General features: G+C 68.4%; 10 protein-coding genes and 1 tRNA gene. 4 read left to right on the forward strand and 7 right to left on the reverse strand.

The window, feature by feature from the left end:
- Positions 1 to 17 precede the first annotated feature (17 nt).
- The 4 genes from CAP40_RS10770 to CAP40_RS10785 are packed head-to-tail and all read right to left on the reverse strand — an operon-like array spanning position 18 to position 8,978.
- Positions 18 to 1,448: an efflux transporter outer membrane subunit gene (locus CAP40_RS10770; protein ID WP_086129530.1), complete on the reverse strand. Its 1,431-nt coding sequence runs from the start codon at positions 1,446 to 1,448 to the stop codon at positions 18 to 20.
- Positions 1,445 to 4,633, reverse strand: a complete 3,189-nt coding sequence (locus tag CAP40_RS10775; RefSeq protein WP_086129531.1) for an efflux RND transporter permease subunit — start codon at positions 4,631 to 4,633, stop codon at positions 1,445 to 1,447. The genes CAP40_RS10770 and CAP40_RS10775 overlap by 4 nt, the downstream gene beginning before the upstream one ends.
- Positions 4,630 to 7,764 carry an efflux RND transporter permease subunit gene (locus CAP40_RS10780; RefSeq protein WP_086129532.1) on the reverse strand — a complete coding sequence of 1,045 codons (3,135 nt, stop codon included), beginning with the start codon at positions 7,762 to 7,764 and terminating at the stop codon, positions 4,630 to 4,632. The genes CAP40_RS10775 and CAP40_RS10780 overlap by 4 nt, the downstream gene beginning before the upstream one ends.
- Entirely contained in the window at positions 7,761 to 8,978 is a 1,218-nt protein-coding gene (locus CAP40_RS10785; RefSeq protein WP_086129533.1) for an efflux RND transporter periplasmic adaptor subunit, read from the reverse strand. The genes CAP40_RS10780 and CAP40_RS10785 overlap by 4 nt, the downstream gene beginning before the upstream one ends.
- A gap of 511 nt (positions 8,979 to 9,489) precedes the next feature.
- Here CAP40_RS10785 and CAP40_RS10790 point away from each other — a divergent pair.
- From CAP40_RS10790 to CAP40_RS10805, 4 genes are all read left to right on the forward strand, one after another.
- Positions 9,490 to 10,065, forward strand: coding sequence for a hypothetical protein (locus tag CAP40_RS10790; protein ID WP_086129534.1), 576 nt, complete (start codon positions 9,490 to 9,492; stop codon positions 10,063 to 10,065).
- A gap of 121 nt (positions 10,066 to 10,186) precedes the next feature.
- Positions 10,187 to 10,585, forward strand: a complete 399-nt coding sequence (locus tag CAP40_RS10795) for a hypothetical protein (protein WP_179188098.1) — start codon at positions 10,187 to 10,189, stop codon at positions 10,583 to 10,585.
- Positions 10,585 to 13,116: a TcfC E-set like domain-containing protein gene (locus tag CAP40_RS10800; RefSeq protein WP_086129536.1), complete on the forward strand. Its 2,532-nt coding sequence runs from the start codon at positions 10,585 to 10,587 to the stop codon at positions 13,114 to 13,116. Before CAP40_RS10795 ends, CAP40_RS10800 begins: the two co-directional genes overlap by 1 nt.
- Positions 13,104 to 13,811: a molecular chaperone gene (locus CAP40_RS10805; protein WP_086129537.1), complete on the forward strand. Its 708-nt coding sequence runs from the start codon at positions 13,104 to 13,106 to the stop codon at positions 13,809 to 13,811. Before CAP40_RS10800 ends, CAP40_RS10805 begins: the two co-directional genes overlap by 13 nt.
- A gap of 48 nt (positions 13,812 to 13,859) precedes the next feature.
- Here CAP40_RS10805 and CAP40_RS10810 read toward each other — a convergent pair.
- From CAP40_RS10810 to gyrA, 3 genes are all read right to left on the reverse strand, one after another.
- Positions 13,860 to 13,934, reverse strand: a tRNA-Glu gene (locus tag CAP40_RS10810).
- Between the two features lie 94 nt (positions 13,935 to 14,028).
- Entirely contained in the window at positions 14,029 to 14,376 is a 348-nt protein-coding gene (locus tag CAP40_RS10815; RefSeq protein WP_086129538.1) for a DUF952 domain-containing protein, read from the reverse strand.
- A 118-nt stretch (positions 14,377 to 14,494) separates the two neighbouring features.
- Positions 14,495 to 17,263, reverse strand: coding sequence for a DNA gyrase subunit A (gene gyrA, locus CAP40_RS10820; protein WP_086129539.1), 2,769 nt, complete (start codon positions 17,261 to 17,263; stop codon positions 14,495 to 14,497).
- Positions 17,264 to 17,269 lie beyond the last annotated feature (6 nt).

The raw sequence follows: 17,269 nt of genomic DNA on the forward strand, positions 1-17,269 counted from the left end.
CGCCGGCGAGGGTGCGGTCATCGCGGCAGCGGCACGCCCGGGTCGGGCGCATGCCAGCCGCCGCCGATCGCTTGGACCAGCGAAATGGCGGCGACCTGCCGGTTGACCACGGCCAGGATATCCGTGTTGCGTGCCGCCAGCGCAGTGTTCTGCGCAACGATCACGCTCGAATAGGCGACCGTGCCCGCGCCATATTGGTTGCGCGCGATCCGCTCGGCCGCATTGGCGGCAGTGGCGGCGGCCGCGCGTTCGGTCGCGACGATGTCCAGCACGCGAACGGCAGCGAGCTGGTCCTCCACCTGCTGGAAGGCAGTGAGCACGGCCTGGCGATAGCTCGCCACCGTCTGGGCATATTGCGCGCGCGCCTGGTCCACTTTGGCCGTGCGCGCGCCGAAATCGAGCAAGGTCAGCGCACCGGTGAGCCCCAGCGACCACGCACTGCTCGCCACTCCGAACAACGCTCCCAGCGCCGAGGATTGCTGCCCGATCTGGCCGGTGAGCCCGATCGTGGGAAAGAAGGCGGCGCGCTGGACGCCGATATTGGCATTGGCCGCGGCCACGCCGCGCTCGGCCGAGGCGATGTCGGGCCGGCGCTCGAGCAGCGCGGCGGGCAGGATGGCGGGGACTTCGGGCACCGCGCGGTTCCAGGCCGCGGCCGGCGCGATCGAGAAGCTCGACGGGTTTTCCCCCACCAGCACCGCGATCGCATGCTCGAGCAGCGCGCGTTGGCGCACCAGGTCGGCGGCATCGCCGCGTGCGTTGCGCAGGGCGGTCTCCGCCTGCAGCACGTCGGCGCGCGCCGATACCCCGGCATTGTAGAGATTGGTGGTGATGGTCAGCGCGCGCTCATAATCCACCACCGTGGCGTCGAGCGCCGCCTTCTGCGCCTCGATGCCCCGCAGCTGGACATAGTCGAGCGCCAGCTCGGCCTGGGCCGAGAGCGTGGCATTGGCGAGGTCGGCCGCGCTCGCCTGCGCCTGTGCCCGCGCCTGCGACACGGTGTTGCCGATCTTGCCCCAGAGGTCCGGCTCCCAGCTGGCCTGCAGCCCGAGCTGGATCGAGCCGGCGGGCTTGATGCTGCTGTTCGCCGCCAGCGGTCCGCTGGCGTTCGCGTTGGTCTGCAGGCTGACCGTGGGGAGCGCGGCTGCGCGCTGCTCGCGCACCAGTGCCCGAGCCGCGTCATAGGTGGCCTTGGCCGCCGCGAGATTCTGGTTGGAGACGATCACCCGGCGCTCGAGATCGTCGAGCACGGGATCGCCGAACATCGTCCACCATTCGCCCTTGGCCATGGCATCCGCAGGGGTGGCGGGGCGCCACCCCGGCGCTTCCTTGAAGCTGGCCGGGACGGTGGCGATGCTCGGCCGTGCATAGGGCGGTGCCAGGTTGCACCCGGAGAGCAGCGCCGCGGCAAGCGCGGGCATGGCGAGCAGGGGGCGGGTTCGGGTCATGCGGGCTCCAGTCCGGGTTCGTCCGGGCCATGGCGCGCGAGCAGCCGCTCGTGCGGGCTGCGCCGGCGGAACCGGTCGAGGGCGAGGAACACCACCGGCGTGGTGAACAGGGTCAGGAATTGCGCGGCGACCAGCCCGCCCACGATCGCGACGCCCAGCGGCTGGCGCAGCTCCGCGCCTTCGCCGAAGCCGATTGCCAGCGGCAGCGCGCCGAGCGCCGCCGCGAGCGTGGTCATCACGATCGGGCGGAAGCGCTGCAGCGCCGCCTCGCGGATCGCGTCGACGGGCGCGAGGCCGCGGCCGCGCTCGGCGTCGAGCGCGAAGTCGATGATCAGGATCGCGTTCTTCTTGACGATGCCGATCAGCAGGATGATCGCGATCAGCCCGATCACGTCGAGCTGCATCCCCGCCAGCATCAGCGCCACGACCGCGCCGACGCCCGCCGAGGGAATGGTCGAGAGGATGGTGATCGGGTGGATCGCGCTCTCGTAGAGGATGCCGAGCACCAGATAGATGGCGACCAGCGCGGCGAGGATCAGCAGCGGCATCGATCCCATCGACTGCTGGAGCAGCTGGGCATTGCCCGCGAAGCCGCCATGCACGGTGGCGGGCAGCCCGGCGCCGCGCTGGATGGCGATGAGCCGCTCCGCCGCCTGGCCGAGCGTGACGCCGTTGGGCAGGTTGAACGACACGGTGGCCGAAGGCTCGCCGCCCTGATGGTTCACCACTGCCGGCGTCGAATTATTCTGCCAATGCGCGATCGTGGAGATCGGCACGATGGTTGCGGGGGTGGTGTTCACTGCATTGCCGGTCGAGGCGTCGCGGCCGGCGCCGGTGGTGGATACCGGCGCGGAGCCGGCCGCCGCCGTGCTGCCTGTTCCGGCAGGTACATAGGTGCCGTTCAATGCCTCGGGCGAGGTGCTGAACTCGGGCGCGACGCCCAGCACGACATGATATTGGTTGAGCCCCGAATAGAGCGTCACCGCCTGGCGCTGGCCAAAGGCATCGTACAGGGCGTTGTCGATCGCCTGGTTGGTGATCCCCAGCCGTGCCGCGGCGACGCGGTCGACCGTGAGATAGGTCTCGGAGCCGCCGTCCTGCTGGTCGATATCGACATCGGTGAAGGTCTGGGGCTCGCGCTTCATCAGTTCCACCAGCTTGGTGCCGGCCGCCCGCAGCGTGACGGGGTCGTTCGCCTGCAGCGTATATTGGTAGCTGCTGTTGGCGCTGCGCCCGCCGGTCTGCAGGTCCTGCACCGGGTTGAGGAAGGCGGTGACGCCGGTGATGCGACCCAGCTCGGGACGCAGCCGGTTGATCACGGTGCGGGCGGGATCGCGCTTGCCCTGCTTCAACATGATGAACAGGAACGCGCCGCCCGTGCGCGATCCGCCGGTAAAGGCCACGACATCGGCCACCGCCGGATCGCGCTTCACCATGCCGACGATCTGGACGAGCCGGGACTGCACGGCGGAGAAGGACATGCTCTGGTCGACATGCACGCCGCCCATCAGCGAGCCCGTGTCCTGTTCGGGGAACAGGCCCTTGGGCGCCTGGACGATCAGCGCCACGTTGAGCGCCACCGTCGCGGCGAGCAGCGCCAGCGTGATGCCGCGATGCGCCAGGGCGCGCTCAAGCCCGTGGGCGTAGCGCGTGCGCACCTGCTCGAAGCCCCGCTCGAACCATTGCGCGAAGCGCGGCGTGCGCTCCTCGCCGCGCAGCAGCAAGGCGGCGAGCATCGGCGTGGCGGTGAGCGAGATCACCAGGCTGATCGCGACCGCCACGGACATGGTCACCGCGAACTCGCGGAACAGCCGCCCGACCACGCCGCCCATGAACAGCAGCGGGATGAACACCGCGATCAGGCTCGCCGAGATCGAGAGCACGGTGAAGCCGACTTCGCGCGCGCCGGTGAGCGCGGCCTGTACCGGCTTCATCCCGCGTTCGATATGGCGGGCGATGTTCTCCACGACGACGATGGCGTCGTCGACGACGAAGCCGGTCGCCACGGTGAGTGCCATCAGCGAGAGGTTGTTCAGGGAGAAGCCCAGCATGTAGATCACCGCCACCGTGCCGAGCAGCGAGGTGAGCACCGCCATGGCGGGCACCAGCGTGGCGCGCAGCGAGCGCAGGAACAGGCTCACCACGCCCACCACCAGCAGCGTGGCGATCAGCAAGGTGATCTCCACTTCGCGCAGCGAGGCGCGGATCGTGGTGGTGCGATCGCTGGCCAGATGCAGCTTCACATCGGCGGGGATCGACGCCTGGAGCCGGGGCAGGGCCGCCTTCACGGCGTTCACCGTCGCGACGATGTTGGCGCCCGGCTGGCGTGTGATCACCACCATCACCGCGCGCTGGCCGTTGAACAGGCCCATGGTGCGCACGTCCTCGGGCCCGTCATGGACATTGGCGATGTCCTGGAGGCGCACCAGCGTCCCGTTGCGGCTGGCGATGGGCAGGTCGCGGAAATCCTCGGCGCGCACGCCCGGCGTGTCGGCATAGATCTGCCAGGCCAGGCCCGATCCCTCGATCAGGCCGCGCGGGCGGTTGGCGGCGCTGGCCGACAGGGCGGCGCGCACGTCCTCGAGCGGGATGCCGTAGCGCGCCACCGCGAGTGGATTGACGTCGACCCGCACAGAGGGGAGCGCCGCGCCGCCCAGCTCGACATCGCCCACGCCCTCCACCTGGAGCAGGCGCTGCTGCACGATCGCCGAGACCGTGTCGAAGATCTCGGCCGGGCTGCGCCGGTCGGAAGTGAGCGCCAGGATCATGATCGGCGCGTCGGCGGGATTGACCTTGCGATAGGTGGGGTTGGTGCGCAGCGTCGCGGGCAGGTCGGCACGCGCTGCGTTGATCGCCGCCTGCACGTCGCGCGCCGCGCCGTCGATGTCGCGGCCGAGGTCGAACTGGAGCGTGATCCGCGTCGATCCGGTGGACGAGGCGGAGGTCATCTGCGTCACGCCGGCGATCGTGCCCAGCCGCTTCTCCAGCGGAGCGGCGACGCTGGAGGCCATGTTCGACGGGCTGGCGCCGTTCAGCGTGGCGGTGACGCTGATCGTCGGCAGGTCGATCTGCGGCAGGGGGGATACCGGGATCGAGAGCGTGGCCGCCACGCCGGCCAGCATCAGCCCCAGCGTCAGCAGCAGCGTGCCGACCGGCCGGCGGATGAAGGGGGCGGAGAGGTTCATGCCGCCGCCGGTGCCTCCGGGGACGGCGCGGCCCGGCCGAAGCGGGTGCCCAGCCGCTCGAATGCCAGGAAGATCACCGGCGTGGTGAACAGGGTGAGCAACTGGCTGACGATCAGCCCGCCCGCGATGGCGAGGCCGAGCGGCTGGCGCAGCTCGGAGCCCATGCCCGATCCGAAGATCATCGGCAGCGCGGCGAACAGGGCGGCGAAAGTGGTCATCAGGATCGGGCGGAAGCGCAGCCGGGCCGCCTGGCGGATCGCGGCATCGGCCTCCATCCCTTCCTCGCGCTGGGCGCGGATCGCGAAGTCGATCATCATGATCGCGTTCTTCTTGACGATGCCGATCAGCAGCACGATGCCGATGATCCCGATCACGCCCAGCCCTTCGCCCGACAGGATCAGCGCGAGCAGCGCCCCCACCGCGGCGGCGGGCAGGGTGGAGAGGATGGTGAGCGGGTGGATGAAGCTCTCATAGAGCACGCCCAGCACGATATAGACGATCACCACCGCGGCGAGGATCAGCCAGAACTCGTTGCCGAGCGAGCTGCGGAACGCCTCGGCCGCGCCCTGGAAATGGGTGTCGAGCGAGGCGGGCACGCCGATCCTGGCCTCCACCCGCGCGACGGCGTCCACTGCGGCGCCCAGCGAGACGCCCGGCGCCGGATCGAAGCCGATCGTCGCGGCGGGGAACTGGCCGACGCGGGTGATGAGCAGCGGCGCGGTTCCCTTGTCGAAGCGCGCCACCGTGCCGAGCGGGACCGAGGTGCCGCTCGAGGTGGGGACATAGAGGCTGTTCAGCGCGTCCGGCGAGGTGAGCATGCCCGGCTGGCTCTCCAGGATCACGCGATACTGGCTGGCAGCGGTGAAGATCGTTGAGACGATGCGCTGGCCGAACGCGTCGTAGAGCGCGCTGTCGATCGTCGCGGCGCTGATGCCCAGCCGCCCGGCGCTCTCGCGGTCGATCGTCACCGTCACGGCCCGGCCCTGGTCGAGCACGTCGGACGTGACATTGGCGAGCGCCGGCTCGCGGCGCAGCGCGGCGGTCAGCCGCTGTGCCCATTGGTTCACCTGCGCCTGGTTCGCGCCCTGGAGCGCGAAGCGGTAGCGCGTCGGCCCGCCCTCCGAATCGATGGTGAGGTCCTGGACCGGGCGGAAATAGACCTGGACGCCGGGAATGCCGTGGGCGCGCTCCGCCAGCCGGTCCAGCAGCGCGGCCTGGCTGCCGCGCTCGGACTGCGGCTTGAGATTGATCAGCATCCGCCCCTGGTTGAGCGAGGGGTTGACGCCGTCCACGCCGACATTGCCGCTCAGGCTGTCCACATCCGGATCGCGCAGCACCGCGTCGGCCACCTGGGTCTGGATCGCCTGCATCCGCGCGAACGAGGCTTCCTGCGGGCCCACCACTACTGCCTGGAGCTGCCCGGTATCCTGTTCGGGGAACAGTCCCTTGGGAATGGCGAAGGCGAGCAGCGCGGTGAGCGCCAGCGTGCCGGCGAACAGCAGCAGCACCAGCCGCTGGCGCTCGAGCACCCAGGCCAGGCCCTGGGCATAGCCGTGCGCCACCCGGTCGAACGCGTCGAGCGACCAGCGGACCGGGGCGATCAGGTGTTCCTCCGATTCGCGTCGCAGCCAGCGGCCCGAGAGCATCGGCACCAGCGTGAGCGCGACGCCGGCCGATATCACGATCGTGACCGACAGCGTCACCGCGAATTCTCGGAAGAGCCGGCCGACCACGTCCCCCATGAACAGCAGCGGCACCAGCGCCGCGATCAGGCTGACGGTGAGCGATACGATGGTGAAGCCGATCTCGCCCGATCCCTTGAGCGCGGCCTGGAGCGGCGTGTCGCCTTCCTCGATATGGCGCTGGATGTTCTCGATGACGACGATCGCGTCGTCGACGACGAAGCCCGCGGCGATCGTCATCGCCATCAGCGTCAGGTTGTTGATCGAATAGCCGAGCTGGTACATCGCGGCAAAGGCGCCGACGAGCGAGAGCGGCACGGCGAGGCTGGCGACGAAGGTGGCGCGCGGGCTGCCCAGGAACAGGAACATCGCCAGCGTGACGAGCACGACCGCGAAGGCGAGTTCCATCTGCACGTCCGCCACCGAGGCGCGGATGCCGGCGGTGCGATCGGTGAGCAGGGTCACGTGCACGTCGGGCGGAAGTTGCGCCTCGAGCGCGGGGAGCGTCGCCTTGATCGCATCCACCGTGGCGATCACATTGGCGCCGGGCTGGCGCTGGACGTCGACGATCACGGCCGGCGTGCGGTTCATCCAGGCGGCCAGGCGCACATTCTCGGTCGAATCGACTACGTTCGCCACGTCGCTCAGCCTGACCGGGGCATTGTTGCGCCAGGCGACGATCAGGTCGCGATATTCCTGCGCGGTGCCGAGCTGGTCGTTTCCGTCGATCGACCAGGAGCGGGTGGGGCCGTCGAAGCTGCCCTTGGCGGCATTGGCGTTCGCGGCGGTGATCGCGGCGCGCAGCGTCTCCGTCGAGAGCCCGAACGACGCCAGCGCCTGCACATTGGCCTGGATGCGCACCGCCGGCCGCTGGCCGCCCGAAAGCGTGACCAGGCCGACACCGCTCATCTGGGCGATCTTGGCGGCCAGGCGCTGGTCGGCCAGGTCCTCGATCTGGGCCAGGGTGCGCGTGCGCGAGGTGAGGCCCAACGTCACGATCGGCGCGTCGGCGGGATTGACCTTGGCATAGATGGGCGGGGCGGGGAGGTCCGACGGAAGCAGCGTGCCCGCCGCGTTGATCGCCGCCTGCACTTCCTGCTCGGCCACGTCGAGCGACAGGTCGAGCTTGAACTGGAGCGTGATCACCGAGGCGCCGGCGGAGGATTGCGACGACATCCGCGCGAGCCCCGCCATCTGGCCGAACTGGCGCTCGAGCGGACTGGTGACGGTGAGCGCCATCACGTCCGGACTGGCGCCGGGATAGAGGGTGCGCACCTCGATCGTCGGATAGTCGACTTCGGGCAGCGCCGACAGCGGCAGCACGCGATAGGCGACCAGCCCGGCGAGCAGCACGGCCACTGCCAAAAGGGTGGTCGCCACCGGCCGCAGGATGAAGACGTGCCAGGGGCCCGCCCGCTCGACTGGGCCGGGCTGTTCGTCCGCGCTCACTGGTCCGCGCCGTGCTGCCGGTGCTTGTGCGCGCCATGGGGCTGGCCGTTGCCGCCCCCGCCGCCCTGCTTGCCCGGCAGCGAGACGCGGGCGCCGTCATCCAGGGTATCGGCGCCGTCCGTCACCACCGCCGCGCCCTGCGGGAGCCCGCTTGCCACGATGATGTTGGTGCCGTCGCTCGGCCCCAGCTTGACCAGCGTCAGCTTCACGGTGCGATCCGGCTGGATGACGAAGACGAAATCGCCGTTCGCGCCGTGCCGTACCGAGTTGACGGGCACGGCCAACCCCTGGCGCACGGTGCCGATCTCGGCGGAGACGTTGACGAACTGGCTGGGGAAGAGCGCGCCGCCCCCGTTGCCGAAGCGTGCCTTGGCCTTCACCGTGCCGCTGGTCGGGTCGATCTGGTTGTCCAGCGTCAGGAAGCGGCCCTGGGCGAGCGTGGAGGCACCCGTGGAATCGGTGGCGCTGACCGGCATGTCGCCGCCGCTCGCCAGCCGCGCCTGCAGCGTCGCGATCTGGTTCTGCGGCAGGGAGAAGGTCACGTCGATCGGATCGATCTGGGTGATCACCGCGAGCCCGGTGGTGTCCGACGGCGTCACGTAGTTGCCGATATCCACCTGGCGCAGGCCGATCCGCCCGCTCACCGGCGCGCGGATCGAAGTATAGGCGAGGTTGAGTGCGGCCGTGCCGATCGCCGCGCGGTCGGCGCCGATGGTGCCGTCGAGCTGCTTGAGCGTCGCCGCCTGGGTCTCGACTTGCTGGCGCGCGATCGAATCCTGGGCAAGCAGCCCCTGGTAGCGCTTGAGATCGGTAGCCGCCATGTCGCGCTGGGCAAGGTCGCGGGCAAGGTTGGCGCGCGCCTGGGCGAGCGCGAGCTTGTAGGGGCGCGGGTCGATCTGGGCGATCAGCTGCCCTTTCGCCACCATCTGCCCCTCGGTGAAGTGCAGGCTGAACAGCGTGCCGGCGATCTGGGTGCGCACCGTGGCGGTGGTCAGCGGCTGGACGGTGCCGATCGCCGCCAGCCGGATCGGCATGTCGATCCGCCCGACATGGGCGACGCCGACGGTGATCGGCTGGCCCGCGCCGCGGTGCCGCCCGCCCGCGCCGCCTTCGCGGGAGGCGCTCCATCGCCAGGCAGCGAAAATGACCAGGAGAAGGACAAGGACGATGCCGATGGCGCGCCAGCGGGGCGAGGTCAGCTTGAAGCCTGTCACCAGCGCACCTTTCGTGCTGTCAGGTTGTTCCGGCGATATTAGACGCGCAATGAAGGAACGGGTCTAGGTGCAAATATGTATCAAAATTGGGAAGGTCGGAAGCCTGTCCAGCAGTTGATTTCCGGGTAATTTCTTCCGGATCCGTACTATTGCGGCGACGAATATGTCGCAATTTTGCACGCGATGCAGGCTGGCCCGCGGCGTCTCCGTTCCCGCACGCTGGCAACGCATCCGCACGGAGCGCGACATCCTGTGCGGGCCATGACGCGCAGGACGTAAATTACGCTATTCCCGGCGACCGGTGGCCGGCAGGGGAATCCGTGGATTTATGAACGTCGCGACGGCGCGCCGATGCGAAGGACCGCCATTTGAGCGCTATGGTCACCAGGAGATAAGTATTCTGATAATACGGATTTTACCGAAGTCATGGGGCGACGATAGCTTAATCCGGATTCTATAGTTTGGCGCCGAACGAATGAAGTTTTGTAGCACCTCAGGAACGAGGTAGAGTATGATGGCGACCAATATCGGCAAGATTTCCATCACCGTCCGCCGGACCGCATATCTGTGCGCGGCGGCAGGGGCATTGACGGCTGGCCCGCCGGCATTTTCCTCCACGCAGGGAACGCTCGGCGCGACTTCGACGGGGTCGGTCAGCATCACCGCGAGCGTCGCGAACCGCGCCCAGATCACCGGCCTGACGGACATTTCCTTTACGGCCGTCGATCCAGCCACCGCGGCGACCAGCGCGCAGAGCGACTGCGTGTGGAGCAACACCGCGACCAAGGGATACAGCATCACCGCGACCGGCAGCGGCACCAGCGGGGCGTTCACGCTCGCCAACGGCTCGCTGACCGTGCCGTACTCGGTGCAATGGGCGGCGAGCACCGGGCAGACCAGCGGCAGCGCGCTGACCGCGGGAACCGCGCTCGGGGGGCTGACCACGACCGCCGCCAACCCGACCTGCAGCACCGGCGCAGCGACGACCTCGAGCCTCATCGTCTCGATTTCCGCGCCGAACCTGCAGGGAATGGAGGCGGGAGTCAGCTATACGGGCACGCTGACCCTGCTGGTGACGCCGCAATAGCCCCTGGGTGATCAGGAAGGGTTCGGCCATGCAGGGTCGCTCCCATTCCCGGTCCATAGCGGCGGGGTTGCTCGCAACTGTCCTCCTGGCGGCGATGCCCGTGCCGGCTTGCGCCCAGAACGTGCAGATAACGCAGTTGAGTGACGTGTCGTTCGGCACGATCACGAATGTCGGCACCGACCAGATTCGGAGCCAGTCGGTGTGCGCCTATAGCGGACTGCTGGGAGGGCGCTATTCGCTGACCGCGACGGGATCCGGTGCCGGTGGCGCATTCACGCTTGCCAATGGTGCGAGCGTGATGCCCTATGAAGTCCAGTGGAACGGTTCCGCCGCCGGGCAGAGCTCGGGCACCAATGTCGTGTCGGGTGCGGCACTGACTGGGCAGACGGCGCTGCTGAGCTGCCCGCTTCTTCAGGTCACCAATTCGAGCCTCATCATCATCCTGCGCGGCGCCGCGCTGACCACGGCCACCGCCGGGAACTATAGCGGCACGCTCACGATCATGCTCGCGGCGAACTGATGCGGATGCGCCGCGCGATCGGCGTTGCGCTGCTCCCGCTGCTGGCCGCGGCGGGCATCGGTGCCATTCCCTCGGCGGCGGCACAGGGCAACCGGCAGGTCGATGGCGTCGAGCGGGGCAGGTCCGCGCCGGCCGGCCCGGCCAGGCCCGTGATGGTGACCGCCGCGATGCCGAGCGACTTCGCCGATCTCGCCCAGACCCAAAGGATCGTCGCGGACGTCTTCTTCGGCGGCGTCCGGATCGGGCAGTTCGACATCGAGGCGAAGCCCGGCGAGGTTCGGTTCGCCCGCCCCGAAAGCGTGGTCGCGGCGATACCGAATGTCGCCGATGCCGGGGCCGTCGCGCATGCGCTGACCGGCGCGCTGGATGCGAACGCCCGGTTCCTCTGCGCCGACATGGCCGGTCCCTGCGAGACTCCGCGCCCCGAGGCGGCCGCGATCGTGTTCGATCCGCGGCGCTTCCGCATCGATCTCTATCTGAGCCCGCATCTGCTGGCGGTCCGCGCGGCGAGCGCCGATCGCTTCCTCCAGCCCTACAGCAAGGGCCTTACGTTCGTCGACGTCGTGGGCGGCGCCATCGCGGGCGGCGACGGGCAGGCGGTCAATTACAACATCTACAACCGCGCGATCGTCGGTGCTGGAAATACCCGCCTGATCTCAGAGGCTTCGGTCTCGTCGGGGCGTGGTCTCGATGTCGATACGCTCGCGGTCCAGCGCGACGGCCCCGGCACACGGTACAGCGGGGGGCTGTTCTACGCGCCCGGCGCCGACCTGGTCGGGCGCAGGCGCATTCTCGGCATCGGCATCGCTTCCCAGTTCGACACGCGTGCCGATCGGATGCAGCTGTTCGGCAGCCCGCTCGTCGTCTTCCTCGGCCAGCGATCGCGTGTGGATATCTATGTCGAGGGCCGCCTGGTGAGTTCCCAGAGCTTCGAGGCCGGCAACCAGACGCTCGACACCGCCGCGCTTCCGGATGGCTCCTATCCGGTCGAGATCCGCGTCCAGGAAGCGAGCGGGGCGACGCGTACCGAGCGGCGCTTCTTCACCAAGAGCACCGCCATCGCCCCGGTCGGGCATCGTGCCTTCTTCGCCAGTGCGGGCCTGCTGGCCGTGGATCGGAAGGACAAGTGGCTGTCGGTCTCGCACGTGCCCCTGCTGACGGCGGGGCTGGCGGGGCGTGCCGGCCCCACCATCGCCTGGGACGCGACCGTGATGCTGACCGACCGCAAGGCGCTGAGCGAAGTCGGCGTGACCTATCTCGCGCCCAATTTCCAGACGCGCCTCGCGGTGCTGGGCTCGAGCGCGGGCGACTATGGCATTGTCGGGCAGGCGGGTTCGACGACGGGCGGCGCGTTCGGCTATAGTTTCGACCTGCGCTATGTGCACAGCCGCGATCGCGCGCCGTTGATCCCGCTTGCCGACTATGTCTATGACAATTTCTCGTCGCCTAATCCTATTGTTCAAGGTTTTCAGGGGGCTAGTGCCAGCTTTGCGCAGGCGATCGGAAATGTCTCCTACTTTGTCGGCGGCGGGCAGATCGGCGTCAGCGCCTATCTGCGGCATGACGAAGGGCGTCCCACATCCTATGCCATCGGCCCATCGGTGCGATGGACGGTACTGCGCCGGCGGCAGTTCCAGCTGACCTTCAACGGCACCTACGCCGCGACGAACCACGGTAAATCCGTGGCATTTGGCATTCAGTTACAAGTATTTCGTCCACGATCCTCATTCAGTGTGCAAACTGGTTTCCAAACCGGCCTCGGCGAGCGGCAGCAGCGGCTGGACGATGTCGAGGAAGTATCGGCCTCGATCCATCGCAGCGGCGTTCTGGGCGGTGAATTCGATGCATCCGGCACCGTCCAGCACAGCGGCGCCGGCACGGTGCTCCAGGCTTCGGCCAGCGAACGCAATGCCACGGGCTTCGCCTCGGCGAGCGTGGTTCACCGGATCGGCGGCACGGGCAGCGCCAGCCAATATGCCCTGACCGCACAGACCTCGCTGGCCGCGGGCGGGGGGATCTTCCACATCGGGGCGCGTGACCAGAATGACAGCGTCATCAGCGTGCGGGTGCGCGGCACCGCCCGCAATGCGCGTTTCGTGGTGCTGGTCGATGATGCGGCACGCGGCGAACTCGCCAGCGGCGAGCACCTGAACCTGGCGGTCACGCCCTATCGGCGGTACAAGGTCAGGATCCGTCCGGTCGGCAGCGAGCTGGTCAGTTTCGACGCGCAGACCCGATCGGTCGACGTCTATCCGGGCACCGTCGCGGTGCTGGACTGGAAGGCGAATGCGGTCCTGGCGATGTTCGGGCGGCTGACCTGGCCCGATGGCAGCCCGATCACCAACGCCGATATCGTCACGGACGGCGCCATCGCCGCGACCGACATGCGGGGCTATTTCCAGTTGCAGGCGCCGGGCGATGCGCAAATCGTCGTGCACGCAACCGACGGCCGGACATGCCGGGCGAAGCTCAACGCGAAACCATCGCAGAACGAATATTCCGCAATCGGAGACGTCCCATGCAGACCCTGACGCGTTTTCTCACCAGCACCTGCATTCTCGCGGCCGTGGCGGTCATGGGGCCCGCCGCCCCGCCCGCCAGGGCGGGGATCGTGCTGAGCCAGGCCGTGGTCGATATCCTGCCCTCGGGCGCGATCGCGCAGGACATCGACATATGGAACGACGGGACCGAAGTCTCCTATGTGACGATCGAGCCGGCCGAGATCGTCTCTCCGGGCCATCCGGGCGAAACCAGGACGCCGATCACCGATCCGGGCGTGGGCGGGTTGCTCGTCACCCCGCAGCGGCTGATCCTCCAGCCGGGCGAGCACAAGCTCATCCGCATCGCGGCGATCGTGCCGCGCGGGGCGACGGACCGGATCTACCGCGTCGCGGTCAAGCCGGTCGCGGGCCCGGTAAGTGCGCCCGTCACCGCGCTGAAGCTGCTCATCGGCTATGACGTGCTCGTCATCTATCGTCCCGCGCAGCCGACGGTGAAGGTCGTCGGGGAGCGCAACGGCAATGTGCTGACGCTCCGCAATGCCGGCAACAGCAATGTCGAGGTCTATGAGGGAAAGCAGTGCGATCCCGCGCGTCCCACGGTGTGCGTGACGCTGCCTGCGAAGCGGCTCTATGCGGGGCAGGTCTGGCAGCAGACGCTGACCATGGCCGGTCCGGTCGACTATCGGATCGCACAGGGACCGCAAAGCATGCAGCAGCGGTTCTGAACGGGAACCGGCGGGCACGGGACGGCAGGAGCGGCATGTTCCAGCCGCTGGTGACCCCTACGAGAATCGAACTCGTGTTTTCGCCGTGAGAGGGCGACGTCCTGACCGCTAGACGAAGGGGCCGTTAGCGCTGCGGAAGCGGGCAATTACGGGGCGGCTGCATGCCCGTCAAGCGCCTTCCGGGGGCATCGGCAATTTTATTTCGCGATCGGCGGCCTCAGCCCGCGACCGGCAGGCGCAGCGCGCCATCCGGCTCGTAATGCACTTCGCCGTACGCCGTCGCCGCGACCAGCGGCAGCGGGGCATAGAGGTGCGGGAACAGCTGGCCGCCCCGCGAGGGCTCCCAGCGCACCGCATCGCCCATGGCCTCCAGATCGACGGCAACGAGCCACAGGCCGGCCTGGCCGGCGAAATGCTTGTCCAGCGTCTCCTGCACCTGCGCGGCGGTGGAGAGGTGGATATAGCCGTCCTGGAGGTCGATCGGCGCACCCTTGAACACGCCCTCATGCTCGAGGACGTGCATCTGCTCGGCGGTGAGGATCTTGTAGGCGGTGTTGTCGGGCATCGTGGTTCGCCTCATCCAAAACACGTCATCCCCGCACAGGCGGGGACCCAGAGCCAAGCAACGTCACGCCCGTAACTCTGGATCCCCGCCTGCGCGGGGATGACGATCAAATCAGAGCCTATTGCCCATCTTCCGGCCCCCGGGCGAGATCCTCGCCGGTAGTGCCGTCGGGGGTCGCCTCGCCGGCGACGGGGCCGTCACCCAGCTCCGTCTCGGCATCGCCTTCGCTTTCTTCGATCCGCGCGGCGGAGACGACATGCTCGTTGTCGGCCACGTTGAACAGGCGCACGCCGGCCGAGCCGCGGCCGATCACGCGCAGGTCGCCCAGCGACATGCGGATCATCTTGGCCTGATCGGTGACCAGCATCAGCTGGTGCCCCTTGCTCGCCGGGAAGCTCGCCACCACCGGGCCGTTGCGGCCGATATTGTCGATATTGGTGATGCCTTGGCCACCGCGGCCGGTGCGCCGATATTCATAGGCCGAGCTCAGCTTGCCATAGCCATTGGCGCAGACGGTGAGGATGAACTGCTCGCGGCTCTTGAGTTCCTCGAAGCGATCCGCCGCCAGGTCGGGCTCGCCTTCCTTCTCGGCCTTCCACGGCGCGAAGCGGAGATAGGCCTCGCGCTCCTCGCTGGTGGTGCCGACGCGGTGGAGGATCGAGAGCGAGATCACCTCGTCGCCTTCGGCCAGCTTCATGCCGCGCACGCCGGTGGAGTTGCGGCTCTGGAACTCGCGAACGTCGTCGGCGGCGAAGCGGATGGCCTTGCCCTGGCGGGTGGCGAGCAGCACGTCGTCGCCTTCGTCGAGCAGCGCCACGCCGATCAGCCGGTCGTCGGCGTCGTCGCCTTCGAACTTCATCGCGATCTTGCCGTTCGAGGGCACGTTGTTGAACGCGTCCATCGAGTTGCGGCGTGCCGAGCCCCTGGCGGTGGCGAACATCACATGGAGCTTGCCCCACTCGCCCTCGTCCTCGGGCAGCGGCAGCACGGTGGAGATCGTCTCGCCGGCGGCGAGCGGCAGGATGTTGATCATCGGCCGCCCGCGCGTGGCCGGGCCGCCCTCGGGCAGCTTCCAGACCTTCATGCGATAGACCTTGCCGAGGGTCGAGAAGAACAGCACCGGCGTGTGCGTCGAGGTGACGAACAGCTCGGTGACGGCATCCTCGTCCTTGGTCGCCATGCCGGCGCGGCCCTTGCCGCCGCGATTCTGGGCGCGGAAGGTGTCGAGGCTGGTGCGCTTGATATAGCCCTGCACGGTCACGGTGACGACCATGTCCTCGCGCTCGATCAGGTCCTCGTCCTCGATGCCGTCGGCGGCGGGGGCGATCTCGGTGCGGCGCGGGGTGGCGTAGAGCGCGCGGACCGTGGCCAGCTCCTCCACCATCACTTCGTAGAGCTTGGCGCGGTTGCCGAGGATCTCGAGCAGCTCGGCGATCGAATCGGCCAGCTCCTTCAGCTCGTCGCCGATCTCGTCGCGGCCGAGCGCGGTGAGGCGGTGGAGGCGCAGGTCGAGGATCGCGCGGACCTGGGCGTCGCTCAGGCGATAGGTGTCGCCGGTGATCTCGGTTTCGACCGCTTCGACCAGCTTGATGTACTGGGCGATCTCAGCGATCGGCCATTCGCGCGCGAGCAGCTTGTCGCGGGCATCGGCCGGGCTCGACGAACCGCGGATGATGCGGACGACTTCGTCGAGATTGGTGACCGCAATCACCAGGCCGAGCAAGATGTGCGCGCGCTCGCGGGCCTTGGCCAGCTCGAACTTCGAGCGGCGGGTGATGACCTCCTCGCGGAACTTGACGAAGGCCTGGATGATGTCCTGCAGGTTGAGCAGTTCCGGGCGGCCGCCGCGGATCGCGAGCATGTTGGCCGGGAAGCTCGACTGGGCAGGGGTGTTGCGCCAGACTTGGTTGAGCACGACCTCGGGCGTCGCATCGCGCTTCAGATCGATGACGATGCGGACGCCCTCGCGCGACGATTCGTCGCGAATGTCGCTTACACCCTCGATGCGCTTGTCCTTCGCGGCCTCGGCGATCTTCTCGACCAGCGCGTTCTTGCCCTGCTGGTAGGGGATCTCGGTGAGCACGATCGAACGGCGATCGCCGCGCTGCTCGAACTCGTGGCGCGAGCGGACGATGATCGAGCCGCGGCCGGTCTGATACGCATTGCGGCAGCCGGTGCGGCCGAGGATCAGCGCGCCGGTCGGGAAGTCCGGACCGGGGACGATCTCCATCAGCTCCTCGAGCGTCAGCGGCTCGCGCTTGCCGAGCATGCCGTCGATATGCGCCAGGCAGGCATCGACCACTTCGCCCAGATTGTGCGGCGGGATGTTGGTCGCCATGCCGACCGCGATGCCGCCGGCGCCGTTGACCAGCAGGTTGGGGAAGCGGGCGGGGAGGACCGCCGGCTCGCTCTCCGAACCGTCATAGTTCGGGACGAAGTCGACCGTGTCCTTCTCGATGTCGTCGAGCAGGGCCGAGGCGACCTTGGCGAGGCGCGCTTCGGTATAGCGCATCGCGGCGGGCGGATCGGGATCCATCGAGCCGAAATTGCCCTGGCCGTCGATCAGCGGCACGCGCATCGCCCAGTCCTGGGCCATGCGCGCCATCGCGTCGTAGATCGAGCTGTCGCCGTGCGGGTGGTACTTACCCATCACGTCGCCGACCAGGCGGGCCGACTTGCGATAGGCGCGGCCGGCGACATAGCCGCCTTCCTGCGCGGCGTAGAGAATGCGGCGGTGAACCGGCTTCAGACCGTCGCGAACGTCTGGGAGCGCGCGCGCCACGATCACGCTCATCGCGTAATCGAGGTAGCTCGTCTTCATCTCGTCGACGATCGAGATCGGCGTAATGTCGGAGGGGTCGTCGGCGAGGATGGTCTCGTCGGTCAAAGTGTT

Source organism: Sphingomonas sp. IBVSS2 (assembly GCF_002127225.1).
Lineage (GTDB): Bacteria > Pseudomonadota > Alphaproteobacteria > Sphingomonadales > Sphingomonadaceae > Sphingomonas.

Bases quoted from the DNA above. Each gene is read 5' to 3' on its own strand.
- CAP40_RS10775 (WP_086129531.1), bottom strand. From the start codon at position 4,633: ATGAACCTCTCCGCCCCCTTCATCCGCCGGCCGGTCGGCACGCTGCTG.
- CAP40_RS10815 (WP_086129538.1), bottom strand. From the start codon at position 14,376: ATGCCCGACAACACCGCCTACAAGATCCTCACCGCCGAGCAGATGCAC.
- CAP40_RS10805 (WP_086129537.1), top strand. From the start codon at position 13,104: ATGCAGACCCTGACGCGTTTTCTCACCAGCACCTGCATTCTCGCGGCC.
- CAP40_RS10770 (WP_086129530.1), bottom strand. From the start codon at position 1,448: ATGACCCGAACCCGCCCCCTGCTCGCCATGCCCGCGCTTGCCGCGGCG.
- CAP40_RS10790 (WP_086129534.1), top strand. From the start codon at position 9,490: ATGATGGCGACCAATATCGGCAAGATTTCCATCACCGTCCGCCGGACC.
- CAP40_RS10800 (WP_086129536.1), top strand. From the start codon at position 10,585: ATGCGGATGCGCCGCGCGATCGGCGTTGCGCTGCTCCCGCTGCTGGCC.